20 protein-coding genes and 1 tRNA gene are annotated in these 25499 nt (G+C 60.8%); 13 read left to right on the plus strand and 8 right to left on the minus strand.

Going from position 1 to position 25499, the window contains the following annotated elements:
* Positions 1 to 79: 79 nt before the first annotated feature.
* Positions 80 to 2050, plus strand: coding sequence for an acetoacetate--CoA ligase (locus tag FJ443_RS28755; protein WP_140666584.1), 1971 nt, complete (start codon positions 80 to 82; stop codon positions 2048 to 2050).
* Between the two features lie 271 nt (positions 2051 to 2321).
* Here FJ443_RS28755 and FJ443_RS28760 read toward each other — a convergent pair whose 3' ends face one another.
* Entirely contained in the window at positions 2322 to 6110 is a 3789-nt protein-coding gene (locus tag FJ443_RS28760; protein ID WP_140666586.1) for a PAS domain S-box protein, read from the minus strand.
* Between the two features lie 251 nt (positions 6111 to 6361).
* Here FJ443_RS28760 and FJ443_RS28765 point away from each other — a divergent pair, with 251 nt between their 5' ends.
* The 7 genes from FJ443_RS28765 (at position 6362) to FJ443_RS28800 (ending at position 13219) form a co-directional block, all read left to right on the plus strand.
* Positions 6362 to 6820, plus strand: a complete 459-nt coding sequence (locus tag FJ443_RS28765; RefSeq protein WP_140498518.1) for a phasin — start codon at positions 6362 to 6364, stop codon at positions 6818 to 6820.
* A 338-nt stretch (positions 6821 to 7158) separates the two neighbouring features.
* Positions 7159 to 7235: transfer RNA gene (locus FJ443_RS28770), tRNA-His, on the plus strand.
* 1245 nt (positions 7236 to 8480) lie between these two features.
* Positions 8481 to 9269 carry an ABC transporter ATP-binding protein gene (locus FJ443_RS28780; RefSeq protein ID WP_210239627.1) on the plus strand — a complete coding sequence of 263 codons (789 nt, stop codon included), beginning with the start codon at positions 8481 to 8483 and terminating at the stop codon, positions 9267 to 9269.
* Entirely contained in the window at positions 9266 to 9976 is a 711-nt protein-coding gene (locus tag FJ443_RS28785) for an ABC transporter ATP-binding protein (protein WP_140666590.1), read from the plus strand. Before FJ443_RS28780 ends, FJ443_RS28785 begins: the two co-directional genes overlap by 4 nt.
* A 39-nt stretch (positions 9977 to 10015) precedes the next feature.
* A complete protein-coding gene (locus tag FJ443_RS28790) occupies positions 10016 to 11221 on the plus strand; it encodes an ABC transporter substrate-binding protein (RefSeq protein WP_140666592.1) in 1206 nt (401 codons plus the stop codon).
* A 180-nt stretch (positions 11222 to 11401) separates the two neighbouring features.
* Positions 11402 to 12268, plus strand: coding sequence for a branched-chain amino acid ABC transporter permease (locus tag FJ443_RS28795; protein ID WP_140666594.1), 867 nt, complete (start codon positions 11402 to 11404; stop codon positions 12266 to 12268).
* 12 nt (positions 12269 to 12280) lie between these two features.
* Positions 12281 to 13219 carry a branched-chain amino acid ABC transporter permease gene (locus FJ443_RS28800; RefSeq protein WP_140666596.1) on the plus strand — a complete coding sequence of 313 codons (939 nt, stop codon included), beginning with the start codon at positions 12281 to 12283 and terminating at the stop codon, positions 13217 to 13219.
* Positions 13220 to 13375: 156 nt separating this feature from the next.
* On the opposite strand, the gene FJ443_RS28805 is transcribed toward FJ443_RS28800, so the two are convergent.
* The 6 genes from FJ443_RS28805 to FJ443_RS28825 form a co-directional block, all read right to left on the minus strand.
* On the minus strand, positions 13376 to 14086 hold the full coding sequence (locus FJ443_RS28805) for a GntR family transcriptional regulator (protein ID WP_140666598.1): 711 nt from the start codon (positions 14084 to 14086) through the stop codon (positions 13376 to 13378).
* A 96-nt stretch (positions 14087 to 14182) separates the two neighbouring features.
* Positions 14183 to 14947, minus strand: a complete 765-nt coding sequence (locus tag FJ443_RS28810) for an alpha/beta hydrolase (protein ID WP_181175149.1) — start codon at positions 14945 to 14947, stop codon at positions 14183 to 14185.
* Between the two features lie 20 nt (positions 14948 to 14967).
* On the minus strand, positions 14968 to 16023 hold the full coding sequence (locus tag FJ443_RS28815) for an aminopeptidase (protein WP_210239629.1): 1056 nt from the start codon (positions 16021 to 16023) through the stop codon (positions 14968 to 14970).
* 187 nt (positions 16024 to 16210) lie between these two features.
* Positions 16211 to 16804, minus strand: coding sequence for a DUF4286 family protein (locus FJ443_RS31355; RefSeq protein ID WP_181175151.1), 594 nt, complete (start codon positions 16802 to 16804; stop codon positions 16211 to 16213).
* Positions 16801 to 17583 carry an alpha/beta fold hydrolase gene (locus tag FJ443_RS28820; protein ID WP_210239630.1) on the minus strand — a complete coding sequence of 261 codons (783 nt, stop codon included), beginning with the start codon at positions 17581 to 17583 and terminating at the stop codon, positions 16801 to 16803. Before FJ443_RS28820 ends, FJ443_RS31355 begins: the two co-directional genes overlap by 4 nt.
* Positions 17584 to 17600: 17 nt before the next feature.
* On the minus strand, positions 17601 to 18191 hold the full coding sequence (locus FJ443_RS28825; protein ID WP_140666606.1) for a DUF4286 family protein: 591 nt from the start codon (positions 18189 to 18191) through the stop codon (positions 17601 to 17603).
* Between the two features lie 241 nt (positions 18192 to 18432).
* Here FJ443_RS28825 and FJ443_RS28830 point away from each other — a divergent pair, with 241 nt between their 5' ends.
* From FJ443_RS28830 to FJ443_RS28850, 5 genes are all read left to right on the plus strand, one after another.
* The gene (locus tag FJ443_RS28830; RefSeq protein ID WP_210239632.1) at positions 18433 to 19419 is read left to right on the plus strand and encodes a Gfo/Idh/MocA family oxidoreductase; all 987 of its coding nucleotides are present in this window, start codon (positions 18433 to 18435) and stop codon (positions 19417 to 19419) included.
* Between the two features lie 34 nt (positions 19420 to 19453).
* Positions 19454 to 20479, plus strand: a complete 1026-nt coding sequence (dctP, locus tag FJ443_RS28835; RefSeq protein WP_181175153.1) for a TRAP transporter substrate-binding protein DctP — start codon at positions 19454 to 19456, stop codon at positions 20477 to 20479.
* An 18-nt stretch (positions 20480 to 20497) separates the two neighbouring features.
* On the plus strand, positions 20498 to 21082 hold the full coding sequence (locus FJ443_RS28840) for a TRAP transporter small permease (protein ID WP_140666612.1): 585 nt from the start codon (positions 20498 to 20500) through the stop codon (positions 21080 to 21082).
* 11 nt (positions 21083 to 21093) lie between these two features.
* On the plus strand, positions 21094 to 22398 hold the full coding sequence (locus FJ443_RS28845) for a TRAP transporter large permease subunit (protein WP_140666614.1): 1305 nt from the start codon (positions 21094 to 21096) through the stop codon (positions 22396 to 22398).
* Between the two features lie 118 nt (positions 22399 to 22516).
* Positions 22517 to 24154: a thiamine pyrophosphate-binding protein gene (locus FJ443_RS28850; protein ID WP_140666616.1), complete on the plus strand. Its 1638-nt coding sequence runs from the start codon at positions 22517 to 22519 to the stop codon at positions 24152 to 24154.
* 62 nt (positions 24155 to 24216) lie between these two features.
* On the opposite strand, the gene FJ443_RS28855 is transcribed toward FJ443_RS28850, so the two are convergent.
* On the minus strand, positions 24217 to 25467 hold the full coding sequence (locus FJ443_RS28855; protein ID WP_181175154.1) for a CoA transferase: 1251 nt from the start codon (positions 25465 to 25467) through the stop codon (positions 24217 to 24219).
* Positions 25468 to 25499 lie beyond the last annotated feature (32 nt).

Consider the following 25499-nt stretch of genomic DNA (forward strand, 5'->3'; position numbering starts at 1 on the left):
TGGACGCCTCGGCCGAACAAAATCTTGCTCTGCTGCGGCGCAATATGCATAAGCGGTGGCGATCCTGGGAGGACCCATCATGGCTGCCGAAGTACCACTCTGGACCCCGACGCAGGACCAGATTGACGCTGCGCCGCTGACCGCCTTCATGAAGGCCGCCGCTGCAAAAAGCGGCATATCCGTGACTTCCTATGCCGACCTTCACCGTTGGTCGGTGGCGGACCGCGAAGCGTTCTGGAGCCTGGTCTGGGATTTTTGCGGCATCGTCGGCGACAAGGGCAGCGCCGAAAGCGAGCGTGTGCTCGTCGCTGGCGAGAAGATGCAGGGAGCGGCCTTCTTTCCCGACGCGATGGTGAATTTCGCCGAGAACCTCCTGAAGAAGACCGGAGCAGGAGAGGCGATCGTGTTTCGCGGCGAGGACAAGGTCGAGCGCCGGCTGTCCTGGAACGAACTGCATGCGCTCACCTCGCGCTTCCAGCAACTCTTCTTGTCGCTCAAGGTCAAGAAAGGCGACCGTATCGCTGCGATGATGCCCAACATGCCGGAAACAGTCGCCGCGATGCTCGCGACCGCCTCTATCGGCGCGGTGTGGTCGTCCTGCTCACCGGATTTCGGCGAGCAGGGCGTTCTCGACCGGTTCGGGCAGATCGAACCCGTCGTCTTCATCGTTCCCGATGGTTACTGGTACAACGGCAAGGCGATCGAGGTCGCCGACAAGATCGCCGCGGTGGCCGCAAAGCTGGACACTGTCCGCAAGGTGGTGGTCGTTGACTATCTCGGCACCTCGGCCGATGTCGCTGATACGATCGATAAGGCCGTGGCGATGGAAGAGGCGCTGTCGCCCTTCGCGGTCAGGCAGGTCACCTTCGAGCGGCTGCCGTTCGCGCATCCGCTCTACATCCTGTTCTCGTCCGGAACGACCGGTATTCCCAAATGCATCGTCCATTCGGCCGGCGGAACGCTGATCCAGCACCTCAAGGAACATCGCCTGCACGCAGGCCTGCTCGACGGCGACCGCTTCTTCTACTTCACCACCTGCGGCTGGATGATGTGGAACTGGCTGGTGTCGGGCCTCGCTTCGGGCGCGACGCTGCTGCTCTATGACGGCTCGCCTTTCTACCCCAATGGCAATGCGCTGTTCGACTTCGCCGACGCCGAGAAGATGACCTTCTTCGGCACCTCGGCGAAATTCATCGATTCGGTACGCAAGGCCGGCCTCAAGCCGATCCAAAGCCATGATCTGTCGACCGTGCGCGCCATCTCCTCGACGGGCTCGCCGCTGTCGCCCGAGGATTTCCGCTTCGTCTACGACGGGATCAAGAAGAACGTGCATCTGGCATCGGTCTCCGGCGGTACCGACATCGTTTCCTGCTTCGTCCTCGGCGTCCCGACTGAACCGGTATGGACCGGCGAGATCCAGGGACCAGGCCTCGGCCTTGCTGTCGACGTCTGGGACGACGACGGCAAGCCGGTCAGGCAGGAGAAAGGCGAACTGGTCTGCACCAAGGCGTTCCCGGCAATGCCGATCGGCTTCTGGAACGACCCCGAGGGCAAGAAATACCGGGCTGCCTATTTCGAGCGCTTCGACAATGTCTGGTGCCATGGCGACTTCGCCGAGTGGACCGCTCATGGCGGCATGATCATCCATGGCCGCTCCGACGCGACGCTCAATCCGGGTGGTGTGCGCATCGGCACGGCGGAGATCTACAATCAGGTCGAGCAGATGCCGGAAATCCTGGAGGCGCTCTGTATCGGTCAGGATTTCGACAATGACGTGCGCGTGGTGCTGTTCGTGCGGCTGGCCGCCGGCGTTCAGCTCGACGAGGATCTGGAGAAGCGCATCCGGGCGAAAATCCGCGCCGGCGCCAGCCCGCGCCACGTGCCGGCCAGGATCATCGCCGTGTCAGACATTCCTCGCACCAAATCGGGCAAGATCACCGAGCTTGCGGTGCGCGACGTCGTGCATGGCCGCGCCATCAAGAACAAGGAGGCGCTCGCCAATCCCGAGGCGCTCGAGCTGTTCAGAAACCTGCCGCAATTGGCCGAGTGACCGCCCGCCCGGCATGGTTAATCAAATCTGCCGCGCGAATTTACCTAGATTTCACGAGTGGTACACATTCGTAAATTTTTTCGGGACCTGGTAAGGACTTGTTAAGGCCCGGCGTCGATAGTCGCACGTAACTTGAGGGAGAAATCCCGTTCCTCAGCCCCCGGAGGATCTGAATTCGCTCAAGCCCCCGTTGTGACAGCAAATCCCATCTTTCAAGGCGTCCTGTTGGGCGCCTTTTCTTTTTCAGGCGGCTGGATGGACGGGAGCTTGCCTATTCCGCAAGCACGCGCGTCGACGGGAACGCGATCTCGACCAGGGTTCCTTCGGCGGGCGTCGAGGTGATGATAAAACGGGCGCGGTTCGCTTCAACCATCGCCTTGGTCAACGGCAGGCCGAGACCGGTGCCGTCGCCGCGCCCCCGTTTCAATGCATTGATCTGTTTGAACGGCTTCAACGCCTGCTCGATCTCGGCTTGGCTCATACCGATGCCGGTGTCGCGCACGCGCATGACGACATCGCCTGATGTCTCATAGGCGGTCGAGACGATCACCTGGCCGCCGGCCTGGGTATAACGGATGGCGTTCGACAGGATGTTGAGGGCAATCTGGCGCACGCTGCGCAGGTCCGCCACCACTTCCGGCAGTCGCGACGCGAAGCTGGAGCGAATGATGACGCGCTCGCGGTTGGCCTGCGGCTGCATCATCGCCACCGTCTCGGCCAGTGTGTCGTTGAGCGACACCGCTTCATAGGCCATTTCCTGCTGGCCGGCCTCGATCTTGGAGATATCGAGAAGGTCGTTGACGAGATCGAGCACATGATTGCCCGATCGGTTGATATCGCGCAGGTAATCGCGGTAGCGGTCATTGGCCACCGGCCCGAATTTCTCGTCCACCATCAGTTCGGAAAAGCCGATGATGGCATTGAGCGGCGTGCGGATCTCGTGGCTGATGCGGGCGAGGAAATCCGTCTTCTGCGAGGAGGCGCGCTCGGCCACCGCACGCGCCTGGGTCAGGTCCTCCTCGGCCCTCTTCCACTGCGTGATGTCGCGCACCACCGCGCAAAACCCGCTGTCGTTGGGCAGCCGGCCGATGGTCATGAACAGCGGAATGAAGCGGCCCTGCGCCTCGCGGCCGATGACTTCGCGGCCGTCGTTCAGGACGCTCGCCACGCCGGGCTCGGACAGGCCGTCGAGATAATCGCGCGCCGCGCGCTGGCTTTCGATGGCAAACAGCGAGGCGAACGGCTTGCCGGTCACGTCGTCGCTGTCGAAGCCGAACAGCGCCTCGGCTGGACGGCTTATGGAACGAATCGCGCCGTCACGGCCGATCAGCACGACGCCGTCGGTGGCGGTATCGATGATGGTGCGCATCTCGGCGATGCGCGCCTTGAGCTCGGAAATATCGGGCTGCGTCTGCTCGTCGCCGGCCGCATGCAGTGCCGCCGGTGCCTCATCCTCGCCCGAACGGCGCACCACCAGCATCAGCGCCTTGCCGTCGCGCCACGGAACCGAACGCAGGATAGCCTCGATTGGAAATTCCTGCCCGCCATGCGTCTTCAGCCGCAACGCCCGGTCCGCGCCCTCGGCGGCGCCATCATGGCCATAGGGATCGGCAAACAGCGCGCCCAGCCCGCCGGCGTCCGCCAGTTCATCGAGCGTCTCATAGCCTGTCAGGACGAGAAACTCCTCGTTGGCGTAATGAAGTTCATCCCCGGAATGGATGAGCAGCGGCACGGGCAGCTTGCTCAGGAGCGAGGTGTCGGGAGCCTTGCTCTCGTCTCCGACCGCAAAGGCCGACGGCACGAACCCTTCGAGCTTGAGCGGAGGCACTTTGAGGCGTGGCCGCTCGACCGGAGCCTCCACCGCGTCGCTTGTGCCGGCGGCCCCCTCGGCGGTCGCGGCCTGCTCATCGGACGCGGACGCTTCCTCGTCCTCGACCCAGTCCTCACTGTCCTCGGCATCGCGAAAATCGGCTGATGTCATGCTCTCGTCGTGGGCAATGTCATCGTTGGTGCCGGTGACGGCCGGTTCGCCTGCCGCCGCGACGGGCTCTTCGCTCTCCCGTTCCGTCCGCGCCGCCGCCGGTTCGGAAGCCGGGGTCTCGTCATTGTTGTCGGCGATCGGCGCTGGTTCCTCGCTCCGCTCGGCATAGTCGAGCAGCGAACCCGTCACTCCGGCTACCGTGTCGGCGGGCTCCCCATCAGCCGTTTTGTCCGGCCGTTCGCCATCAAGCCGGGCGAGATCCTCTGCATCCTCGGCATCGACATCGGTTTCGGACGGCTCAGCCGGTGCGGCTTCGCCCTTTGGCGCAAGGTTTTTGCGGGCGTCCGCTGGTTTCTCGGATGGCCCCGCCGGCGTTGCCGCCTCCGGTTGCCCGGCATCGTCCGGACCCGGTCTTTCGGCCTCCGGCTCGGCCGGGCTGCTTTCCTTCTTCAGCCGCTCGCCGATCTCGCGGAAGGCGCTGCGTTCCAGGGTCGACAGACCCTTGTCGTTAGCCGGCTGGCGATGTTCGGCCAGACGGATCACCTTGTCGGCAAAGCGGCGTTCAGGCTTCGGCACGATGGTCAGCGCCGGCACCTCGCCCCGGAACGGGTCCGATGGCTTCAACTCCTCGGTCTTCGGTTCCTCGGGTGCGGGTTCGACCGGTTCCGACGCCGGGGGGGCCTCGCTGTTGGGCACCAGCGCCATGCCGATCGCTTCAGGATCGACAACGGCGTCGCCGGCGCGGGCGACGCCGAAACCGCGGAAACCCTCGAAGGCACGGCTGCGGCCATAGACGGGCAGGGCCGCCAGGTCGACGGGGATCTTCAGGTCCGTGCCGACGACCGGCCACAACACGGAACGGCCGGACCAGGTGTCGCGCCGCTCCAGGAGACCGGCGATCTCGCCGGACGCATCCAGCCCGAAGGCCGCCGCGACGTCCCTGAAGCGCCTGCCGATGACGTCCGCGGCCGGTTTGCCGACGACGTCGGCGAATTCCGGCGACAGCGCGCTGAACCTGCCCTCGGCGTCGGTTCGCCAGACGAAACGCAGCGGCGCCGCCGTGCGGTCCACGGTCCTGGCGGCCGGGGCTGCCGGAACAACTGGAGCCTGGGCATCGTGCTTCGCGTCCTCGGCTGGACCTTCGGCGGCAGCCGGCGAAAGTGCAGCTTCGGCGTCCGGCGCGGCTGGGCCGCGCGCATGCCTCCCGTCCTCGCCGGCATTGAAATACCAATGGTCGTGCTGTGCCGGCGTACCGTTTGCCGCCGGTTGTCCGGGTTCTGCCGCCGCCGGTTCCTGCACGGCCGCTTCGGCAGCGGCTTGTGCCTTCGGTTCCGAGATATCCTTGGCGACGGCCTGTGAGCGGTTACGTCCTTCCGAACGCTCGGCCGCTGGAGTCCCCTCCGCCAGCGCACGGTCGTCGAGCCTGTTTTCGTCGATCACCACCAGCAAATGTCGCTCAGGCGTCAGTCGGGCGAGGCCCGCCGGATAGGATGTGCCGCCGCCCGGAACCAGGCGCTTGACGATGCGGTCGCTCTCATTCGCGACGTCGGCCACCAGCGCGGCCAGCGTCGCGGGCTCGATGCCGAGCTGCGAAAAGCTCTCCGATGCCGCTTCGACATTGCCGCTGGCGTCGATGAAGGCGATGAAATGACCATCTTCCGTGAAGCCGCTGATGGCCCTGCCGGCGATTTCGGCCGCACTGCGCGAGCCGGTCTGGGCCGCCGGCACCGCCAGCATGATGGCGTTCTCGCCGTCGGGCAGCGTCACAGCGCTTGCAAGGAAGCCGATGGCGCGGCTGGTCATGCCGGTCGCCAGCCTGACCGTGATGCTTCGGTCGCTGCCGATGTCGGGAAATCCACTAGTTGCCATGATCTGGCGGCGGGCGATCAGCGGCAGCCGTGCCTCGGCGCCGATGATGCTTTCGATGTCGGGATAGCCGAACACTGCGGCACCCGGTCCATTGGCCCAGATCACTTGCTCCAGATTCGCCGACAGGATCGCGATCGCGTCGCCGGCGGCGAAGCGCTGGCGGACCGCGTCGAGCACGGCGACGTCAAGAAAGGAATATTCGGACGGCATGCGCTGGCGAAATCCTCATGCAGCGGGCATTTTTGCAGTTAACGCTTTGTTAATAAAAGCCGGCGGCGCGAAGGTCCACAAGCCAGAACGTGCATAGGCCTGAATTTCGGCTCTTGGTTAACGGCCGAGACGGGAATCTATGGTGCAGTGCAACAAAGATATTGCAATGCACAAAAATTGCCTTTATATTGCCATCATACATGAACGAGACGGCTTTCCGTCAAAGCCGCTACCGCTGAAAAGGATGGAAAATGTCCAGGACCAAGACTGCCGAGACCATCGAAAACGTTGAATTCCCGAGCTTTGACGCTTCCAAGGCCACCGACCAGATCCGCGCTTTCGCCGAGAAGGGCGTTGAGCAGTCGAAGGAGGCTTACGCCAAGCTCAAGACTGGCGCCGAGGAGACCCAGAAGGCCCTGGAATCCACATACGAGTCCGCCAAGACCGTTTCCAGCGACCTGTCGCTCAAGACCGTTGCCGCACTGCGCGCCAATGCCGAAGCGGGCTTTTCGCATCTCGAGGCGCTGATCGGCGCCAAATCGCTGTCGGAAGTCGTGGAGCTGCAGACCGCGTTCCTGCGCAAGCGCGTCGAAATGACCGTCGAGCAAGCCAAGGAGTTCCAGACCGTCGCCTCCAAGGCGGCCGAGGATGTCTCCAAGCCGATCAAGACCGTTTTCGAGAAGGCGATGAAGGACATCAAGGCCGCCTAATATTTGCGCATGATCAGAAGATGTAACAAAAGGTCGCATTTTCTTCGAAATGATCGTGTGTATGATGGCAGCCATCAACGAATACCCGGTCGGCGGAACCTCCTCCCTCCGCCTCCGGGGTGACCAGCCAGCACCTCCTCCCGCTGGCTCGTAACAGGAAAAGGCCGGCACCTCCTCCCGCCGGCCTTTTTCTTGTCCGCAGATCCGCTTCCATGTGGGCAAGTGACCTTTGCTTTGCAAAAGCCTTGAATTAAAATCCATAAGCCCGTAAGGACGCATCGCCGAACGACAGAGCACTCGAGGGGACTATGTTCCGCCGATCCCGCTCAGGCAGACGTGCCGTTGTAGCTCAGCTGGTTAGAGCGCCGGATTGTGGATCCGGAGGTCGCTGGTTCGATCCCAGCCAACGGTACCATCGGCTTTCTCGATATCTTGTTGATTGTACTGATTAATTGCGCGCCACTTACAGGCGCGCTTGCCTCGATCTGGCATTTTGTGATACCTGCCGCGCCGGGCCGATACGGCCCGGCGCGTCCGTTGGACGAATATCAGAACTTCACATCACACCCACTGTTTTGCGGGAGCTGCTGCATCTGCAGGAGCGCTGCAGCTTCGCTTTACTGCTCGCCGGCAACACCAATCGATTAGCGGACACGAGGCGTGATATCCACGCTATGGATCAGATAGAAAGCCGTATCGGCATGCGTTTCGAGATCGGGCAGCCGACGCGGGAGGATTGCGATCGGCGCCGAACACAACGTTGAGGGAGCCGATGCCTACGAAGCGATTGTCGTCTACGGTGAGAACACCTCCCTTCGCGCTTTGCCACCTCCTCCAGAACTGTGCTGCGGTTACCAACGGCGTTGACAGCATTCGTCTTCCCGGATCGAGACCACGCTTCGTGTCATGTCGTGCGGGAGCGATGCGCTCAAGCTTTTGCACGCGCGGAAACGACTTCCAAAGATCCGCTCAATTCCCGGACAGCGATAGATAATTCTGAACGGCACACCGCTAGGCCACGCGTCAAACGACCGCCTAGTAACGCTTCCTGCTGCCGCTTCAGCGGAGGCGAGTCTTTTACGGCAGGTTTGCAAGCCCGTGGGCCTGTCACGGCGCGAATATAAATGGCGAACTAAGTAGCTTCGCCATTCGCCGTTCAGGCCGGCGGCGTTTTGCAGTAGCATTGACGCAGAAAAGGTTATTGTGTCGACATTTTTTTCCGCGACCGCACGCACATTGCTGTTTCTGGTCAATTTCTTTCGCTCCGATCAGGATTCTCATTCGTCGATCGAAAGATGGGTTTTTTTTGTTACAGCTCACAATAAGAGCAGGAGACGCGGAAGGCGCCTTTATAAAATGCACATCAAAACAACGTGCTAGGCGGGCACCCTCTCTGATGGCACTAGGCCCGAATGGTCTTCGCAACGACACAACGCAAATCACAGTGCACGCGGTAGTTTGCAAATGGTGTAAACGCTCCCTTTACTCGTTGACAGCAAAGGGCCGTGATCTTAATGTCGACACATGGTGGCCGGAGCAGCGTTGCCGCCACCGATTTATAAACTGTGGAAGGAGGAAGTCGGCTTCCTCTAGCTGTTGCGGCGAGCCACCGGTTTGATGTTCTGGCATTCCTGTGCCGGCGCAAATGGGAGCGTTATTCTTGACGGAAGCAATTAATTCGCCGGGAGATGCCATCCTGGAAGTTAGGGATGTTTACCGCAAGTTCGGTGGTGTCTCCGCGGTTGCGGGGGCCGAATTCAAGGTGCGGCGCGGCTCGATTACGGGACTTTTGGGTCCGAACGGCGCAGGCAAAACGACCCTGTTCAATATCATAGCTGGCACGGTACCTCCGACCAGTGGCGAGATATTGCTGGATGGCCGGGCCGTTACTGGTTGTCGCCCGGACGAGCTCGCTCACATGGGTCTGACGCGCACGTTCCAGCTCGCACGCGGCCTTTCCGAACTGACGGTTCTCGAGAATTTGGCGCTCTATGCCAGATCTCAGCCGGGCGAAGAGCTCTGGCGCGTATTTCTCGATGCGTCCTCCGTGCGCCAGCGGGAGGAAGCGGTCATCGCCGAGGCATGGAAGCTCGCGTCGCAACTCAATCTTGCGCATGTCGCCAACAACCGGGCAGCTGACCTTTCCGGCGGCCAGAAGAAGCTCGTCGAACTCGGTCGGGCTCTGCTTGGCGAGCCAAAGCTTCTTCTGCTCGACGAGCCAATGGCTGGTGTTAATCCGTCGCTCGCCGTCGATCTGGGTACTTATCTGCTGGCTATCCGCGACCAGGGCGTCACCATTCTCGTCATAGAGCACAATATGAGCTTCATCCGACAAGTCTGTGATCACGTCATCGTCCTTGCCTCCGGTAAGGTCCTCGCCGAAGGGCTGTTCGAGGATATCCGCGCCAACGAGGTCGTGCAGTCTGCCTATCTCGGGAGCGCAATATGACGTTCCTTCAGGTCAGTCAGGTCGTCGCCGGCTATGGTCCGCATGACGAGATTTTGAAAAAGGTCGGAATGGAAGTGTCTCCTGGCGAGATTGTTTCCATTCTAGGACCGAATGGCGCCGGTAAATCGACGCTGTTGAAGGCTGTTGCCGGACTTGTCGCGCCCCGTTCGGGCAGTATCGATTTTGTCGGCGCCAGCATCGCCGGATTGAAGCCGCGCGAAGTCAGCCGCCGCGGCGTGGTCTTCGTGCCACAGGAAAACAACATCTTTCGATCAATGACGATCGAGGAAAATCTCGAGATCGGTGGGTATCTCGACAGGGTCGAATACAAGACGCGGCTGGCGCAGGTCTACGACCGCATGCCGGAGATTGCTGCGCGCAGACGCGATCTCGGCGACGCGCTTTCCGGCGGGCAGCGGCAGTTGTTGGCCATGGCGATGGCCTTGATGGTCGGGCCGAAGCTGATGCTGCTGGATGAGCCAACGGCAGGTCTTTCACCGGCCGCCGCCGAGCGGCTGCTGGAGATGGTCCGGAGTATCCGAGACGACGGCGTCTCGATCGCAATGGTCGAGCAGAACGCCATCCAGGCGCTCGGGATCTCCGACCGGGCCTACATCCTGGTCGACGGCCAGAACGCGCGAAGCGGGCCAGCGCAAGAGCTGCTGCACGACAAGGATATCCGCCAGATCTTTCTCGGCGAGAAGTAGAGACCGGCCTCGGGAGGCCGTTCACAGAGGGAGGTAAGTATGAAAGATATCGTTCCAGCCATTTCGCGGCGAAACCTGCTGAAGACAGCGGGGGCAGGGGCTGCGCTGCTCTTTGCGCCAGCCGTTCTGCGGTCGCAGGAATTGGGGGCCATCCGCATCGGTGGCCTGATGCCACTTAGTGGCGCCGGCGGCGTCTGGGGCCCGATCATGGCCAATATCCAGAGACATGTCGTCGATGAAGTCAACGCTGCCGGCGGCATACTCGGCCAGAAGGTCGAGTATTTCGTAGAAGACGATCAGACCAATCCGGACGCCGGTGTCCTTGCCGTTCGCAAGCTAATCGACGTCAACAAGGTGTGTGCCGTCACCGGCGTTTGGTCTTCCGGCGTTGCGATGCCGACCCTGCCGATTTGTTGGGAGAACAAGGTGGCGATGCTTGGCATCGCTGCATCCGACACGCTGGCAGACCTGCCCCATCAAGGCTACTTCATCCGTACCTATGTGCCCGTCTCGCTGCAGGGCAGGGAAATCGGCAAGTTCGGTTTGAGCAAGGGCACAAAGAATTTCTTCCTGATGCTGGCCCAGAATCCGTTCAGCCAGGCAATGCTTAAGGGCCTGACGGACGAGGTCGAGCCGCACGGCGCTAAGGTTTCCCACGTCATCTACGATGGTACGAAGACCTCGTTTCGCTCCGAAGTCGACCAGGCACTTGGGGCCAAGCCGGATTTCATCATGCTGGGCGGATATCCGCAAGACAGCGCCAGCATCATGAAGGATCTCTATCGCAACAGCTACGACGGCACCGTTTGTGGTTTTGGAACAGCAATTACGACCCAATTCGTACAGGCTGCGGGGAAGGGTGTCGCGGAAGGCGTCTACACGGTCTTGCCGTCGGTCGCAGAAGATTCCTCCGCTTATCAAAGTCTGAAGAAAATCGCCGGCAACCAGACACTCGATACCAATGCGTGCCAGGCTTACGACCAGATCAACCTGATCCTGCTTGCCATCGCCGCCTCGAAGCAGGCAACGGGTCAAGCCATCCAGGAGACGATCCGCTCTACCATCGGCGGACCGGAGGGCGAGGCCGTCGGCAATGTGGCGGATGGATTGGCGCATTTGGCGGCCGGCAAGAAGATCAACTACGACGGCGCCTCAAGCAATTGCGAGTTCCTGCCGAACGGCAACCTTCCAAACGCCTATTTCAAGACGTTGCAGGTCAAGGACGGCGTCTCCGTTCCGGTCTGACGGCACGTCTTTGTTAGTCAGGCCTCCAAATGATGATCGCATCGTCTGTGGCAGCGGGGTTGGTGATCCCGCTACCACAGTCTTGATCCGTCATCGACATACAGGACGACCGCAAGGGACGTGGTGCCGCATCGGTCCATCTAGTCCTTAAATCTTAGCCGCATGGTGACGGAATCGAGCATGGATTTTACAACAGAAATCGCACAGCTTGTGGTGAACGGCTTGATGGCCGGCGCCATTCTTGCGGTGCCGGCAATCGCATTCAGTCTGATCTTCGCGGTTCTCCAGATAAGCAACTTCGCGCTTGCTGCCCATATCGCGGTCGGCGCCTATACAGCTTATATGTTCAACGTCGTTTTCGGTATGCCGGCGATCGTCTCCGTTTTTGCGGCATTTCTGGTCAGCGGACTGGTCGGGGTCGCAAGCGATCATATCGCCCTTAAGCCGTTGCGTAGTTATGGTCCACTTTCCGTCGCGATCGCCTCCATGGCACTCAATATGGTGTTGGAAAATTTTCTGAGGTTCGGTTTCGGCAACGATGTGCAAGGCCTCGATGTACTGGTCTATCGCGACTGGATACTTGGCGATGTGCATATTGCGCCGCAGCAGTTCTATAATTTCCTGATTGCAGCAGTCATCATGGCGCTGCTCTTCTGCCTGCTAACGTTTACGTCGATCGGCAAGGCAATGCGTGCCGTCGCCGACAATCCGGGGCTCGCCGACATCAAAGGCATTAATCCCGAGCAGATCTCACGTCTCGCCGTGTTCATCAGCATGGGCCTTGCCGGTGTCGGCGGCGTCCTGATCGCCCTCGATGCTGCCATCGAACCAACAATCGGTTTCCGGGTCATTCTGTCGGTATTTGCGGCTGCGGTGCTCGGTGGCCTCGGCAATATTCCCGGCGCGGTCGCAGGCGCATTGATCATCGGCGTCGCGGAGGAAGTGTCGCTCCTGGCAATGCCTGTCGCCTATCGCTCCGCGATCGGCTTCATTGCCATCATCATCGCGTTGCTGTTTTTCCCGCGCGGCATTCTAAGCAAGCGATAAAGGAATTGGGCAATGCTGACCTATGTAATTTCCATCCTGACTTTCGGCAGCCTCTATGCCCTGCTGGCCCTCGGGCTAAACCTGATGTGGGGCATGGCCGGAATGGTCAACCTCGGCATTCTCGGCTACTATGCGATCGGCGGATATGTTTCGGCGCTTCTGACCGTTAAGCTCGGATTTCCGATTGTTGTCGGCATGTCCGTCGGCACATTGGTTGCCGCGCTTCTCGGCGCCGCTACCTGCGTCGGCCTAGTCAAGCTGCGCGACGACTATCTCGCCATTGCTACCCTCGGCTTCGCCCAAGTCATGGCGCTGATTGTACAAAATGAGATCTGGCTTACCAACGGCACCGACGGCATCAGCCAAATTCCGCGCTTCTCCTGGGGCGGGGGTGAGACGTTCAACCTGACCTATCTCGTTTTCTGCCTGATCGCCGTCGCTGTGGTCCTCGCGGCCACGGAGGCGATCAGGCGAGCCCCCTTCGGCCGTGCCCTTCGCGCCATTCGCGATGATCCGATGGTTGCAGCGACTGCGGGAAAATACGTCTTTGGCTTCCAGATGAAGGCCCTCACCCTCGGCGGCGGCATTATGGGGCTCGCCGGCGCGCTGTATGCCCACTATATCGGCTTCGTCTCCCCGGAAGTTTTCCACCCGCAGCTGCTGATATACATCTTTCTTGCCCTGATCCTCGGCGGTCGTGGCAACAATTGGGGAGCAGTTATCGGCGCGTTCTTTGTCGTGTTCATCGTGGAAGGAACGCGTTTCATCGCGGAACTCATGCCGATGCTCTCTGCCGTGCAGATCGGTGCGATACGGCAGTTGATCATCGGCATTGGTTTTATCGTCGTGCTTCAGAAACGTCCTCGCGGGCTTTTTCCGGAACCGAAAAGGATCTACAAGTCGCCGAAAAACGCGATCGAAACGCCTGTCCTGGTGTCGCCGCACCTGTGACGAGAGGGCGACCCGGCCAAACGTCGGGAACCGCGGCAATATGCCGGGAAGGGTGTCTCAAGTGGCCAGGCGTCGTGGGTGCAATTTAAACCGCGCCGGCTATATGCCCCCCGGCTGAGGAGCACAGGTGGGAGTGCTCAGCGCCCTATTTCAGCCCTATTGACTGGAGCTCTCCAGGTTTCGCAGGGCATTGTAGTGATTGGCGTGCACCAGAGCCGCCGCCAATCGCGGGTCTCGTTCGCGATAGGCGCGAACAAGGCGCTTGTGATCGTCAAGAGACGCGGCAAGCCGGCCTTCTTGTGAAAGAGACTTTCGCCGCAACCGAATCGTCTTTAGCAGCAAAGATTCCACAATTCGCTTCGCAGTCAAATTCTTCGACACAACGAGGTTCAAGTCATGGAACGCGATGTTGGCCCACAGATAAGCGTTAACGTTGCCGTCTGAGCAAGCGCGGGCCATGTCTGCGACCGCCGCCTCCAACTGATCCAATTCTTCAGGCGATGCAGTTTCGGCGACATCGGCGGACACGAATTCAAGAATTGCCGCTCGCGTGCGATAAATCTCGCGGATCATCGGCAGATCCATCACCAGCACCCTTGGCCGGCGCCGCGGCGGAATATCGACAAGGCCTTCCTTCTCTAGAAGCATCAAAGCCTCTCGAATCGGGGTGCGGCTTGTCTTGTAGCGACGGGACAGATCCACCGAGTTGAGATCATGCCCCGGCGGTATGACATCCTCGATGATCTCGGCGCCTATCTCGATGGCGATCTGGGTTACCAGCGACACCCGATCGTCACGAGAGGCAATTATCCGCTGGATGGTTGTCTGAGCTCGGGCCAGGCTGTCTTCCGCGCTCATGGTATCCATCAGAATGTACTCTTGCTCCAGTTGCCTTCGACTTTATTCTGCAAGCAGACAGCACGACAAGCACAAACCCTGGCTGCATACAGATTTCGCAATGCGTTAGGTTTCCAATGACTTGAGAAAGACCAACACCCGACCGCAGAATTCGGCGGAGGTCTGGTAGGGGATGAAGTGCGCTCCTTGTTCTAGCTCCACGAGCGTTGAGCCGGCAATCTTGTGCGCAAGCTGCCTGGCAGGGTCGACCCCAAACAGCCGGTCTTGGTGGCCGGCGATGATGAGCGTGGGGCAGCGCACCTCGATGGCTTCGATATTCGCGGTCGACGCACCCACGCAGGCCCAGGCATAATTCGCCGCATTCTGCGCGACGAAGCGCCTGGCATAAGCGTCGCGCTGTGGTCCGGGCCGATTGGCGAAGGCATTGTCGACTGCTGACGGCATAATGGCCGCCATGCCGTCGGAGCGAACGCGCTGCGCACGATCCAGCAGGGCCGCGGCCGCGTTGCCGTCAATACGCATGCCGGGATTTGACATAACAAGGGCCCGGGTTCGGTTGGGATATATGTGGGCGTAGGCCGCGGCCGCCATCGCACCCACGGCGCACCCGATCACGACGATGCGATCGAGGCCGAGTGCCGATCTCAGGCTCTCGAGATCCTCGACTATGTGTTGAAGCGTCAGAGGCTCGGTGAGGTCGGGCGACTTGCCGGCCCCCCTCAGGTCGACACTGACGGTCAAGCCCGTCGGGGCGAGATCGTCAACGCATCCGTCCCAGAAGCTGCCGTTGGCGCCGAGCGGATGGACAAGAAACAAGGGCGGCCCACTCCGGTCACCCTTGGTGCTGTGTGCCAGGATGTCGAGGCGCACGATTCAGACTTCCTGCCGGCTCAATCGGACTCGATCGGAACGAGGAACTTGCCGCGGTCGATCTTCGTCACGCCGTCCACAGCCAAAGTGGGGTGCAAGATGACGCCATCCATGTGGATCTTGGACTTAATTGTTCCGCCCACATCGACATTGGTGCCAAGGCCGAAATGCAATGTGCCCATGATGTTCTTGTCTTCGCGCTGAATGCCGCGAACAACGGCCTTGGCGTTGACGCCAACAGATGCCTCGGCAGGGCACATATAGGCGTTCTCATCGCCATAGGCATCGAGATAGTCGCGCAGAATGCGTGCTTCGGGTCCACCATCGATGTCGACGACACGGCCGTCCACCACCGTCAACTCGATAGGCGTAAAGAGGCGACCGATGTGATGCATCGTCAGGTCGATAATCAGCTTGCCATTGGCGCTCCCTTCCACCGGTGCGACGTTGAATTCGCCGGTTGGAAACAGGTAATAGAGCAGATTGTTGCCCGGACGGTTTTCGTCCTTGGCGAAATCGATGATCTTGTACGGATCGAATGATTCACCCGGAAGTGGCGGGCACGTGATGCGTCCTTCGACGCTGTAGGTGAAATCTGTGCCGTGGTCGGAAGTGACGTGGCATAGCTTCGGATCGGGCCCGAACACGTTCTTGGAAACGTAGTGCTTGCGCAGTGCGATCATCTTCATATCATCGGTGACTGCGCCGGATTGGAACATCTCCAGCGTCATCCCGCCGTCCATGCAGATGGACGGAATGCCGGCCTGCATCGCATTGAAGCTCGCGGTGGAGTGCAGCATGCCGGTGGAAGCCAGCAGGATGTTGAAATCCGAGCTCATCATTGCCTCCACGACAGCCTTGGGCGGATCGTAGTAATCGGCTGGCCTGCGTTCGAAGAGAGCTAAGGTCGACTCGGCGCCGATGTCCGCAAGGATCGTCATGACCGCCTGCCATACACGCGGGTCATGATCAAAATCCGACAGCACGAGGACGCGCTGGCCGTGACCGATATTCGCCGCAAGAGGGCGGCGCAGATAGTCTAGCGTGCCCGTAATAAAGTTGCTGCCGCCATTCATCAGGGCTTCCTCTCCATGCAAAAATTCTGCCAGGCAACTACCTGTCGTCAGATCGCTTAAAGTCGACATTTTGGCTGATGTCAAGCCGTGTGGAGAAGCGGAGAAAGGTGAAAAAACTACGTAAATAACTGTAATATATTTATTTTCTAAGTAAACCGATTGTGATGCCAAAAATAAAATGTCGCCACTAAGCGCGGTCAATGCGGCAAAACGTTTCCGTGTGTGCGAGCAGCGCAAAGGCTCGTCCGAAGGCTTCAGGGGCGAGATGTCGCTCCAGATCAAGGTGGCCGGAGACAAGGACGTACAGCGTACCCCTCTCGGCTCCGCGCCCTCCAAACACGCGCCATTCGGCGCCTTCGACCGACGACCAGCACGTCTCTGCGCCATCGATCACCTGATCGGCCACGGCGTCTGCCGCAGCGAAAACGAGAAGGAGAATTCGGGAGCCTTTCGCCGAGGTTACCGATTGGCCTGGGGCGATCTGCGCGGCCTCGATCCGGGTGAACTTCGCAAGCGAGATGATGCGCTTGGTCCACGGAGAATCCCCGTCTCCCGTGCCGCTCAGGTAGGCATCGCCGTGCAGCACGTCGATCGCTTCGAGATCATAGAGCGCTAGGTATCGCATTGGCCTGTATATCGACACGAACCGTTCTGCCTGCAGGAACCCGGGGACCGCCATGCGGTCCCGGATGTGCTCCGTGTCGTACCAGGCGTTGAGTTCCTCATCCAAAGCCGCCGGCGGCTCGCTGATCACCATCAGCAATCCGTAAGCGACGGTCATGGTCGCTTCTCGGCTGCGGTTTCGCCTTGCAGGAAGGGGGCGACGGCTGCGATGAAGTCGTCTTCGCGCTCGATCTGCATCATGTGCGGGGCGCCCTCGAGCAGGATGAATTGCGACTGCCGGATGTTCTTGGCAATGCAGGCCGTGGCTTCGACGCTGGTGCCTGCGTCGCTCTCGGCTGCGATGACGAGCGTCGTCGCCGAAACTCGCGACAGGCGTTCCAAGGCGTCGAACGCCGAAATGGCGCTCCACCCCGCCTTCCAGCCTGCCGGCGAGTTGGTTAGCAGGCGATTGCGGACTCTCCCGACTACCGGGGACTGAAGAAATGCAGGGGTGAACCACCGCTCGATCGTGGCGCCCACGACCGAGGCCATGCCTGCATGCTCGTCGACGTTCCCGCGCTGCCGCACGACGTCGACTGCTGCCGCTGGTATTTTCGGCCCGCAGGCCCCAACAATGAGCTTGGTTATCCTGTCAGGATAGGTAACGGCCATCTCCTGCGCAATCATGCCTCCGAACGACAGCCCCAGCACCGCGGCCCTGTCCACAGCGAGTTGATCCAGCATCTCGAACATGGCCTGGGCATAGTCGGCGACCGACATGCCGGCGGTTGCCTCCGCTGAATCACCGTGCCCCGGAAGGTCGACCGCGATCACGCAATGCGTTGCTGCCAGCGTGGGAACAAGACCGCCCCAGAAGCTGTGGTCAAGGCCAATTGGATGAAGGAGGAGAACGGCTGGGCCTGTGCCAGTGATCTCTCGAAAGACCAGGTTTTCCATCTGCATTCGCTTTCAGCTTACTTGCTGGGATCGTAAGGTGCGTAGGTGTTGACGAATGCCAGTTGGGCTTGAGCGGCAATCTTGTCGACAAAGTCGGGAAGTGATGGCCAGGGGCCGCTGAGGCCCAGCATTACGAAGAAATCTCCAGGGGCCTCTGAAGAGCAAAAGAGCCTACATTGCCGGACGTCCGAGCGTCCGTCTAGCGCAGCGCGAAGCGATGAGATCAGGGCCTGTTCATCTGGACCGCGACGTATCTTGATCAGCACCAGGCGCGCCGTTGGCAGCGAAACCTCGTTGCCGGGATAGGCTTGGGTTGCGGCAACGCGATACACCGGCATCCGGCTGGTGACGCGACGGGTCCAGGGACTGAAACGCTCGCCCGAGATGGCTATGTAGGCGGAAGACGACAAGGCGGCTTCCGAATCCAGATCGTATAGGGCCATATAGCGCGGATATCCGTCGACACAGACGAATCGTCTCGCGCTGAGAAAGCCAGGGAGAACGGCGCGCTCCGGCAGGTGCTCCGTGTCGTACCATGCGTTGAATTCCTCCTCCATGGTGGCAGGCGGCTGCATCATCACCATCAAGAGTCCGAAGCTGTCATTCATCTCGTCACCTTGCGCGCTGGCTCTATCATAGCTCTGTTTGGCTGGGTTGATATCACATCATTGTCGACATATAAGGTGTTTTTTTGCAAAAATGCCGGATGATGTCTTGGTTTTTGACAGAAAGTTTCGACACTTTTGATGTTGAGGGCGAGGAGGAATCGATGAAAACATGGCCAGGAACAGGCGGCGCTGGCGGGCTGGCGGTGGCGGGTCCCATAAAGCCCGCATTTTAGGGAGTTCGATGCAAGTGCGCATTGCAATCATCGGCGTTTCGCATTGGCATACGCCCCTGTTCCTGGCCCCGCTCCTTGAGGCGGGGGAGAGCGTGGTTGGGGTCAGTGATTCCGATCTCGTGGCCGCGGATCGATATGCCAACCGTCTTGGCTGCAAGTCGTACCAGTCCTACGCGGATCTTTGCGACGCACAGAAGCCCGACTTCGTCTTCGCGATGGCGCCGCATGCAGAGATGGCGGCTGTGGCCGATTTCCTGATTGAGGCAGGCATTCCTTTTGCGATCGAAAAGCCGGTCGGTATCAATGAGGCGCAGGTCGCGGCGCTGGCCGCCAAGGCGGCCGATCGAGGCAGCTTCGTCGCCATTCCGTTCGTCTTCCGCTATTCCGGATTTCTCCAGACTCTGCGGGACGTTGCCGCCGGGGAGATGGTCCATTTCGCCTCGTTCCGCTTCATTGCAGGTCTGCCTTCTCGCTATGACGAGGCCGGATGCTCATGGATGCTCGATCCGGCGAAATCAGGCGGCGGCAGCGGCATAAACCTCGGCGTGCACTTTCTGGATCTATGTCAGCTCCTGCTGGGTGACTTCGATCCGCATGTCGTCACCGCCTTCGCCACCAACGCAACCGGCGGCAGGCCCGTGGAGGATCATTCCGTCATTTCGCTTGAAGCAGCCGGTCGGCCCTGGATCGTGGAGACGGGATATCTTCTCCCGGCTCCTGTCGGGGTTTTCGATATGCATTTCTCGGTTCGCACCGACGGCCACTATTTCGTTGCCCGCGGGCCCGGGGAAATCGACGTGTTCGATCTGTCCGGCGCAAAGAAGACGATCGCGGCGACCACGACGAACATGCCGCATTATCCGACCTTTGTCACGGACACGCTTTCACGTTTGCAGGCCGGCCAGCAGCCCATCGCGAACCTCAACGACATGCGCGCCGTGATGCGCCATATCGATGCGGCTTACCGGCTTTCGAGGCCGGCGAAGACTTCATAGTGAACGAGATAATTTCGAAAACACGGAGGACATCATGTTTCTAAAACTGGTCAAACGTATCTCGCTGGCGCTTGCCGTTGCGGCTGCGATGGCAGTCCAGCCAGCAAGCGCACAAAGCACCTTCGAGCTCAAGGTCGTTTCCAACACACGCAACTCCAGCCAGTTCACTGAGAAATGGCAATGGTTCGCCGAGGAGATGAAGGCCAAGACCAATGGAGCAGTCACGGTCCAGGTGTCCTCATTTCCGGAGCTAGGCCTGACCGGCCAGGAGCTGATCCGGATGCTCAACTCGAGCCTTGTCGACGTTGCCGAGGTGGTCACGGGCTACGTATCCGGTGATGCGCCGCTCATCGAAGGCGTGCAGCTTCCCGGCGCTTTCAAGGACTATGCGCAGTCGCGGGCCGCCTATGACGCCTGGCTGCCTTCCGTGGTCATGCAGAACCAGGCCGTGTTCGGGGGCAAGCCGATCGGCTCCTTTGCTTTCTCGTCGCAATATCTCTGGTCGAAATTCCCGGTCGAGTCTCTCGATGACCTCAAGGGCAAGAAGATCCGCGTCTTCTCGGTCTCCCAGGCAGACTATTTCGGTGCGCTCGGCGCCGAGGCCGTCTTCATACCTCTCTCCGAAGTCTACTCGGCGCTGGAACGCGGCGTGGTCGACGCCGTCGTGACTGGTCCGGAAAGCGGCGCGGGACTGAAGCTCTGGGAGGTCGTCAAGCATGTGGTCGACCTGCGTCTCGGCGCTGGCGCTGGCTTCATCGTCGTATCGCCCACGACCCTGACGACAATGCCGGCCGAAGGTCAAGGGGCGCTCGATGAGTTGACGCCGCGGATCAACGAACTCGGCTGGAGCCTCGGCGAGAAAGACACCAAGGCTGGCCTCGACCTGGCCGTGGCCAATGGAATGACGCTTCGCATTCCAGGCAAGCCGGAGTGGCAGGACAAGCTTGTCGAGATCGCCAGGACCGTCGTGGTCCCGAAATGGGCCGAACGTGCCGGTGGCGACAGCAAGCAGACTTTCAACACCGTCATTGGCCCGATCGCCGGCTTTCAGGCACCATGAGACCGGAGACAGACCTCCATGACTGACCATCGCGAACAAGCCGGCGGCGACGCTGGCCGCCGCTCGGTCCTGCTCGCAATAGGGCGCCGCCTCGATATGCTGTCGACATTCTTGAGCTATGTTTCGGGAACGTCGTTTCTGGCGTTGGCGTTCTACATCAGTTGGGAAGCCGTGGCGCGCAAGTTCGGTCTGCCCTATACCGGTGCGTCGGACGAATTGTCCGGCTACACACTTGCGGTGGCCGCGGCCTTGGGCCTGGGCCACACGCTGCGCATGGGCGAGCATGTCCGCATCGACGTCATCGTGACGCTGCTTCCGCAGCGCCTGCAGCGCGTGCTGCTCACCGTCGCGATCGCACTGGTCGGGCTGGTGGCAGGACTGCTCTTCGTTTATGCGGTCAAGCTTGGCCTACAGTCACACGCCATTGGTGCGCGTGGCATATCAAGGCTGCATGCGCCCCTGGCGGTCCCGCAGTTCATGGTTGCTTTCGGTCTCGGCGTTCTGACGCTGCAGGCCGCGATTCTGACGGTAACGCGGGTATTTCTGCCCGAAATCGCGGCCGGCGATAGCGGCGGTCCGACCGAAATTCACCAATCAATATAGTCGAGCGCCCCATGCTGTTCCTCGGTCTGACTCTCATGGCGATGCTGCTCGTCACCTTCGCGGTCGGCCTGCATGTGGCGGCTGCGCTGGGCATCACGGCAATCGTCGTTGGCGAGCTGTTCAGCGCCAGGTCGCTTTTCCCCATCCTGTCGACGATCCCCTGGAATGCGCTGAACAACACCACTCTTGTAGCCTTGCCCCTCTTCGTCCTGATGGGCGAGATCCTGCTGCGCAGCGGCGTTACCGAAGGCATGTATCAGTCGCTGTCGCGCTGGCTGAACAGGCTGCCTGGAGGCTTGCTGCATACCAACATCGCGGCCAGTGCGATGTTCGCGTGCATATCCGGATCGAGCGCCGCAACAGCGGCCACGGTCGGCGGCGTCGCGCTGCCCTATCTCCAGCGCGAAGGCTACAGCCATTCCATGTCCCTCGGCTCGCTGGCCGCGGGTGGAACTCTCGGAATCCTTATCCCACCCAGCGTCGTGATGATCGTCTATGGCGTCCTGGCGGAAGCGTCGATCGGCCAGCTCTATATGGCGGGGATCGTGCCCGGCCTGCTCATGGTCGGACTGTTCATGGTCTCCATCATTGCGGCGGCGTTGATACGGCCGTCGACCGCACCCAAGGCACCCTCGAGCACCTGGCGCGAGAAACTGCTCGGCATCGTGCCAATTCTGCCCATAGCGTTTCTGATGTTCCTGGTTCTCGGGACCATCTATCTCGGCGTCGCCACCGCCACCGAGGCAGCGGCCCTCGGGGTCGCCGGTTCGTTCCTGATCTCGCTGCTCAACCGTCGCGTCAACAGGGCCATGTTGCGCGATACCTTCCTGTCGACGGCCAGCACCACGTCGATGATCATGTTCATCCTCATCGGCGCCTTTCTGCTGCAGTTCGTCGTGTCCTATCTGGGCCTGCCGACGGCGATGACGAAGATGATCGTCGGTCTCGGCCTCTCGCCAATGCAGTTCATCCTGCTGATGTGCGTGCTCTACATCATCCTGGGTATGTTCATGGAGAGCCTGTCGATCGTCGTCATCACGGTGCCGGTCATTCTTCCGATCCTGAAAACGCTCGGCATAGACCTTGTCTGGTTCGGCATCATCCTGGTCATCCTCGTGGAGGTGGCGTTGATCACACCGCCAGTCGGCATGAATCTCTTCATCGTCCAGGGAATGTCGAACCGGGTAAAGAGCGCCAACCCCGGTCGGCCGCGTGACATCTACATCGGCATCTTGCCGTTCTTGGTTTCGATGCTGGCGACACTGGGCCTCATTATCGCCTTTCCGCAGCTCGCCCTTTGGCTCGCGGGCCGATAGCGCGCTATTTTGTCGACACATAGTTGCTGGATAGGCTGTACCACGGCGAAAAATTATGCTTTTCAGGTAATATGTCGACACAGCGTCTTGTGACGCTTTTCAAGTCCGGAGGAGTCAGATGGCGCGTAGAGGATATGACCTGTTTGGCGAGGCGGTCGCGCGGGAGGGTGCGGACACCGGCTTCTTCATCATGGGAGGGCCCTCGAACGACGCCATCAACGCCTGCATCTCGCAAGGCATCCGGATGATCGATGTCCGCCATGAGCAAGCGGCGGCCATGATGGCGAATGCCTATGCGCGCGTGCGTGCAAAGCCCGGCTTCTGCATCGCCGCCTCGGGACCCGGAACGATCAACTTCACGACCGGGCTGGCACACGCTCTGGTCGACTGCGCGCCCGTGGTCGCCTTCGGCGGCGCGGCGCCGATTTCTCAGTACGCGCGCGGCGCGTTTCAGGAAATCGACCAGCTTGCCATCATGAAGCCGGTCACAAAGTTTGCGGAGCGGGTCTACGATCCCAAGCGCATTCCCGAATATGTCGCACGCGCCTTCCGTATGGCGATGTCGGGTAAGCCCGGACCCGTCTATCTCGACCTCCCCGGAGATGTCCTTTACGCCGACGTCGATGACGATGCTGCAATCGAAGCGCCGGCACCGAGACACGTGCCGCGACCTGTCGCCGACGCTGAAGCGGTCTGCGAGCTCGTCGACATGCTGCGAAGCGCACAGCGCCCCATCCTGGTGACGGGCAGCGGAATCATCTGGTCAGGCGCCTCGCACGCTCTTCAGCGGCTCGTCGATGTCGCCGGCATTCCGTTCTACACGACGCCGCAGGGCCGGGGCGTCATCCCCGAGGACCACCCCTTGTGCTTCGTCCAGGCGCGGTCGACCGCATTCAAGGAGGCAGACCTCGTCATCGTCGTGGGAACGCGGCTGAATTACGTCGTCTCCTACGGCGAACCGCCCCGCTTCTCGCCCGATGCCAAGCTCGTCCGGATCGATATCGATGCGGCCGAGATCGACAGCTCTCTACGGCTCGGTCTCGGGATCGTCGGCGATGCACGCGAGGTGTTGAACCAGGTCGTGACCGAGTTGAAAAAGGGGGAGCCGCTCCGTTTCCCAGCGTGGAGCGAAAGACTGTCTGCCACGGAGCAAGCGAAACTGCCCAAGCACGAGGCGCAACTGGCGACCGATCAGGTGCCGATTCACCCGTTGCGGCTGTGCAAGGAAGTGCGGGATTTTGTCGATCGCGATACGATCCTGTGTGTCGATGGTCAGGAGATTCTCAATTATGGCCGCCAGTCGATACCGAGCTATTTGCCTGGACATCGGCTGAACTCCGGCCCCTTCGGAACGATGGGCGTTGGCCTGCCTTTTGGCGTCGGCGCGAAGGCCGCAATGCCCGCGAGCAAGGTCGTGGTGCTACATGGAGACGGGTCGTTCGGCCTCAACGCCATGGAGATCGACACCGCCATCAGGCATAAGCTGCCGCTGTTGATTATCATCAGCCTCAACGGCGGCTGGACGGCTGATCCGGACCAAAAGAAGCCGGGGCGCAATCTCGGCTACACGCGCTTCGACCTGATGGGCGAGGCGTTTGGCTGCTACGGCGAATATGTCGAGGAACCCAGTGCCATTCGGCCGGCTCTGGAAAGAGCCGCCGCTGCGGTGGCCGCCGGCCGGACCGCGATCGTCAATGTGGTGACGGACTGGCGGGCGCGGTCGGGAACAGCGAACTTCACGAACTACAGCACGTAACTCGCCTTCAGCTGGCGAGACGCCGGGACACCGCGCGAGTACCGCGGTGTCCCGGCGCTTGGTCAGATGACTTTATCACGCCGCAGCTCTTCGATGTCCTGAGTGGAAAGTCCGATCAGTTCGGCAAGGATGCCATCGTTGCCGTCGCCCAGCAGCGGGGCGGCAAAGGGGGTAGGCGGCGAATCCGACATCCGGACCGGGCAGCCCGGCATGGTGAAGTCGCCGCGATCGGCATGCGGAAGCGTCACGAATGCACCCTGCTTGCGCAGCGCAGGATCTTCATAGAGCTCCATCGTGTCGAACACCGCGCTGGCAGGAACCCCTGCTTCGCCCAGGATGCGCATGCACTCGTACTTGTCCCGCTGCAACGACCACTCGGTGATGAACTCATTGATTACCGCGGAGTTGTCATAGCGAAGCTGCGGGGATGCGAAGCGAGGGTCGCCCAACAGTTCCTCCTTGCCCATGACCTTGAGCAGGCTTTCCCACTGCTTGTTGCCAGCGCGGCTGCTGTAGATCAGGCAATAGTCGTTGGGTCCACCGCCCTTGCACGGATAGACTTCGCAAGGTGCTGCTGCGCCCATGATATGGCTGTTGCCACGCCGTGGCACGGCGCGACCGAATATGGCTTGCGCCGCGTACAGGATGCGCCCGAAATTGATAACCACTTCCTGCATATTGATAAGCACCCGCTGACCCTTACCGGTGCGCTCGCGTTGATGCAGCGCTGCCAGGATGCCCACGGAACAATGCAACCCGGCACCTGTGTCGCCGACATTGACGCCGGGGGTAAGTGGCCTGCCGTCCGCATCGCCGGTCACCGACAGGCTGCCGCCGGCCGCCTGAGCAATGTTGTCGAACGACAGCAGCTTGGCGTAGGGGCCATCGGCGTCGAAACCCTTGATCTGTGCGTAGACAATGCGAGGATTGATGCGGCTGACTTCCTCGTAGCTGAAGCCAAGCCGCTCGATCACACCCGGGCCGAAATTCTCGATGAACACGTCGCTTTCGGCAATCAGCGCGCGGATGATGTCCTTGCCCTTTTCGGACTTGAGATTGCAGGTCAGGCTGCGCTTGTTGGCGTTTAGCAGCATGAAGTAGACGGAATCGACTTCCGGACTGTCCGTCGAGGCGCGCCGCCCCTGCTCGCCCATGCCCGGGGGCTCGACCTTGATGACGTCCGCCCCGAGCCAACCGAGCATCTGCGTGCAGGACGGGCCGGCCTCGAACTGTGTCAGATCCAATATGCGAATGTCCGACAGAGCTTTGGTTCCGGTCGAGGTCGATGGGGAGTCCTGTGGCGTGTTCAGCATGTTTTTCCTTCCCTGGACGCTTCGAAGAGCAC

The organism is Mesorhizobium sp. B2-6-1 (genome assembly GCF_006440475.1).
GTDB lineage: Bacteria > Pseudomonadota > Alphaproteobacteria > Rhizobiales > Rhizobiaceae > Mesorhizobium.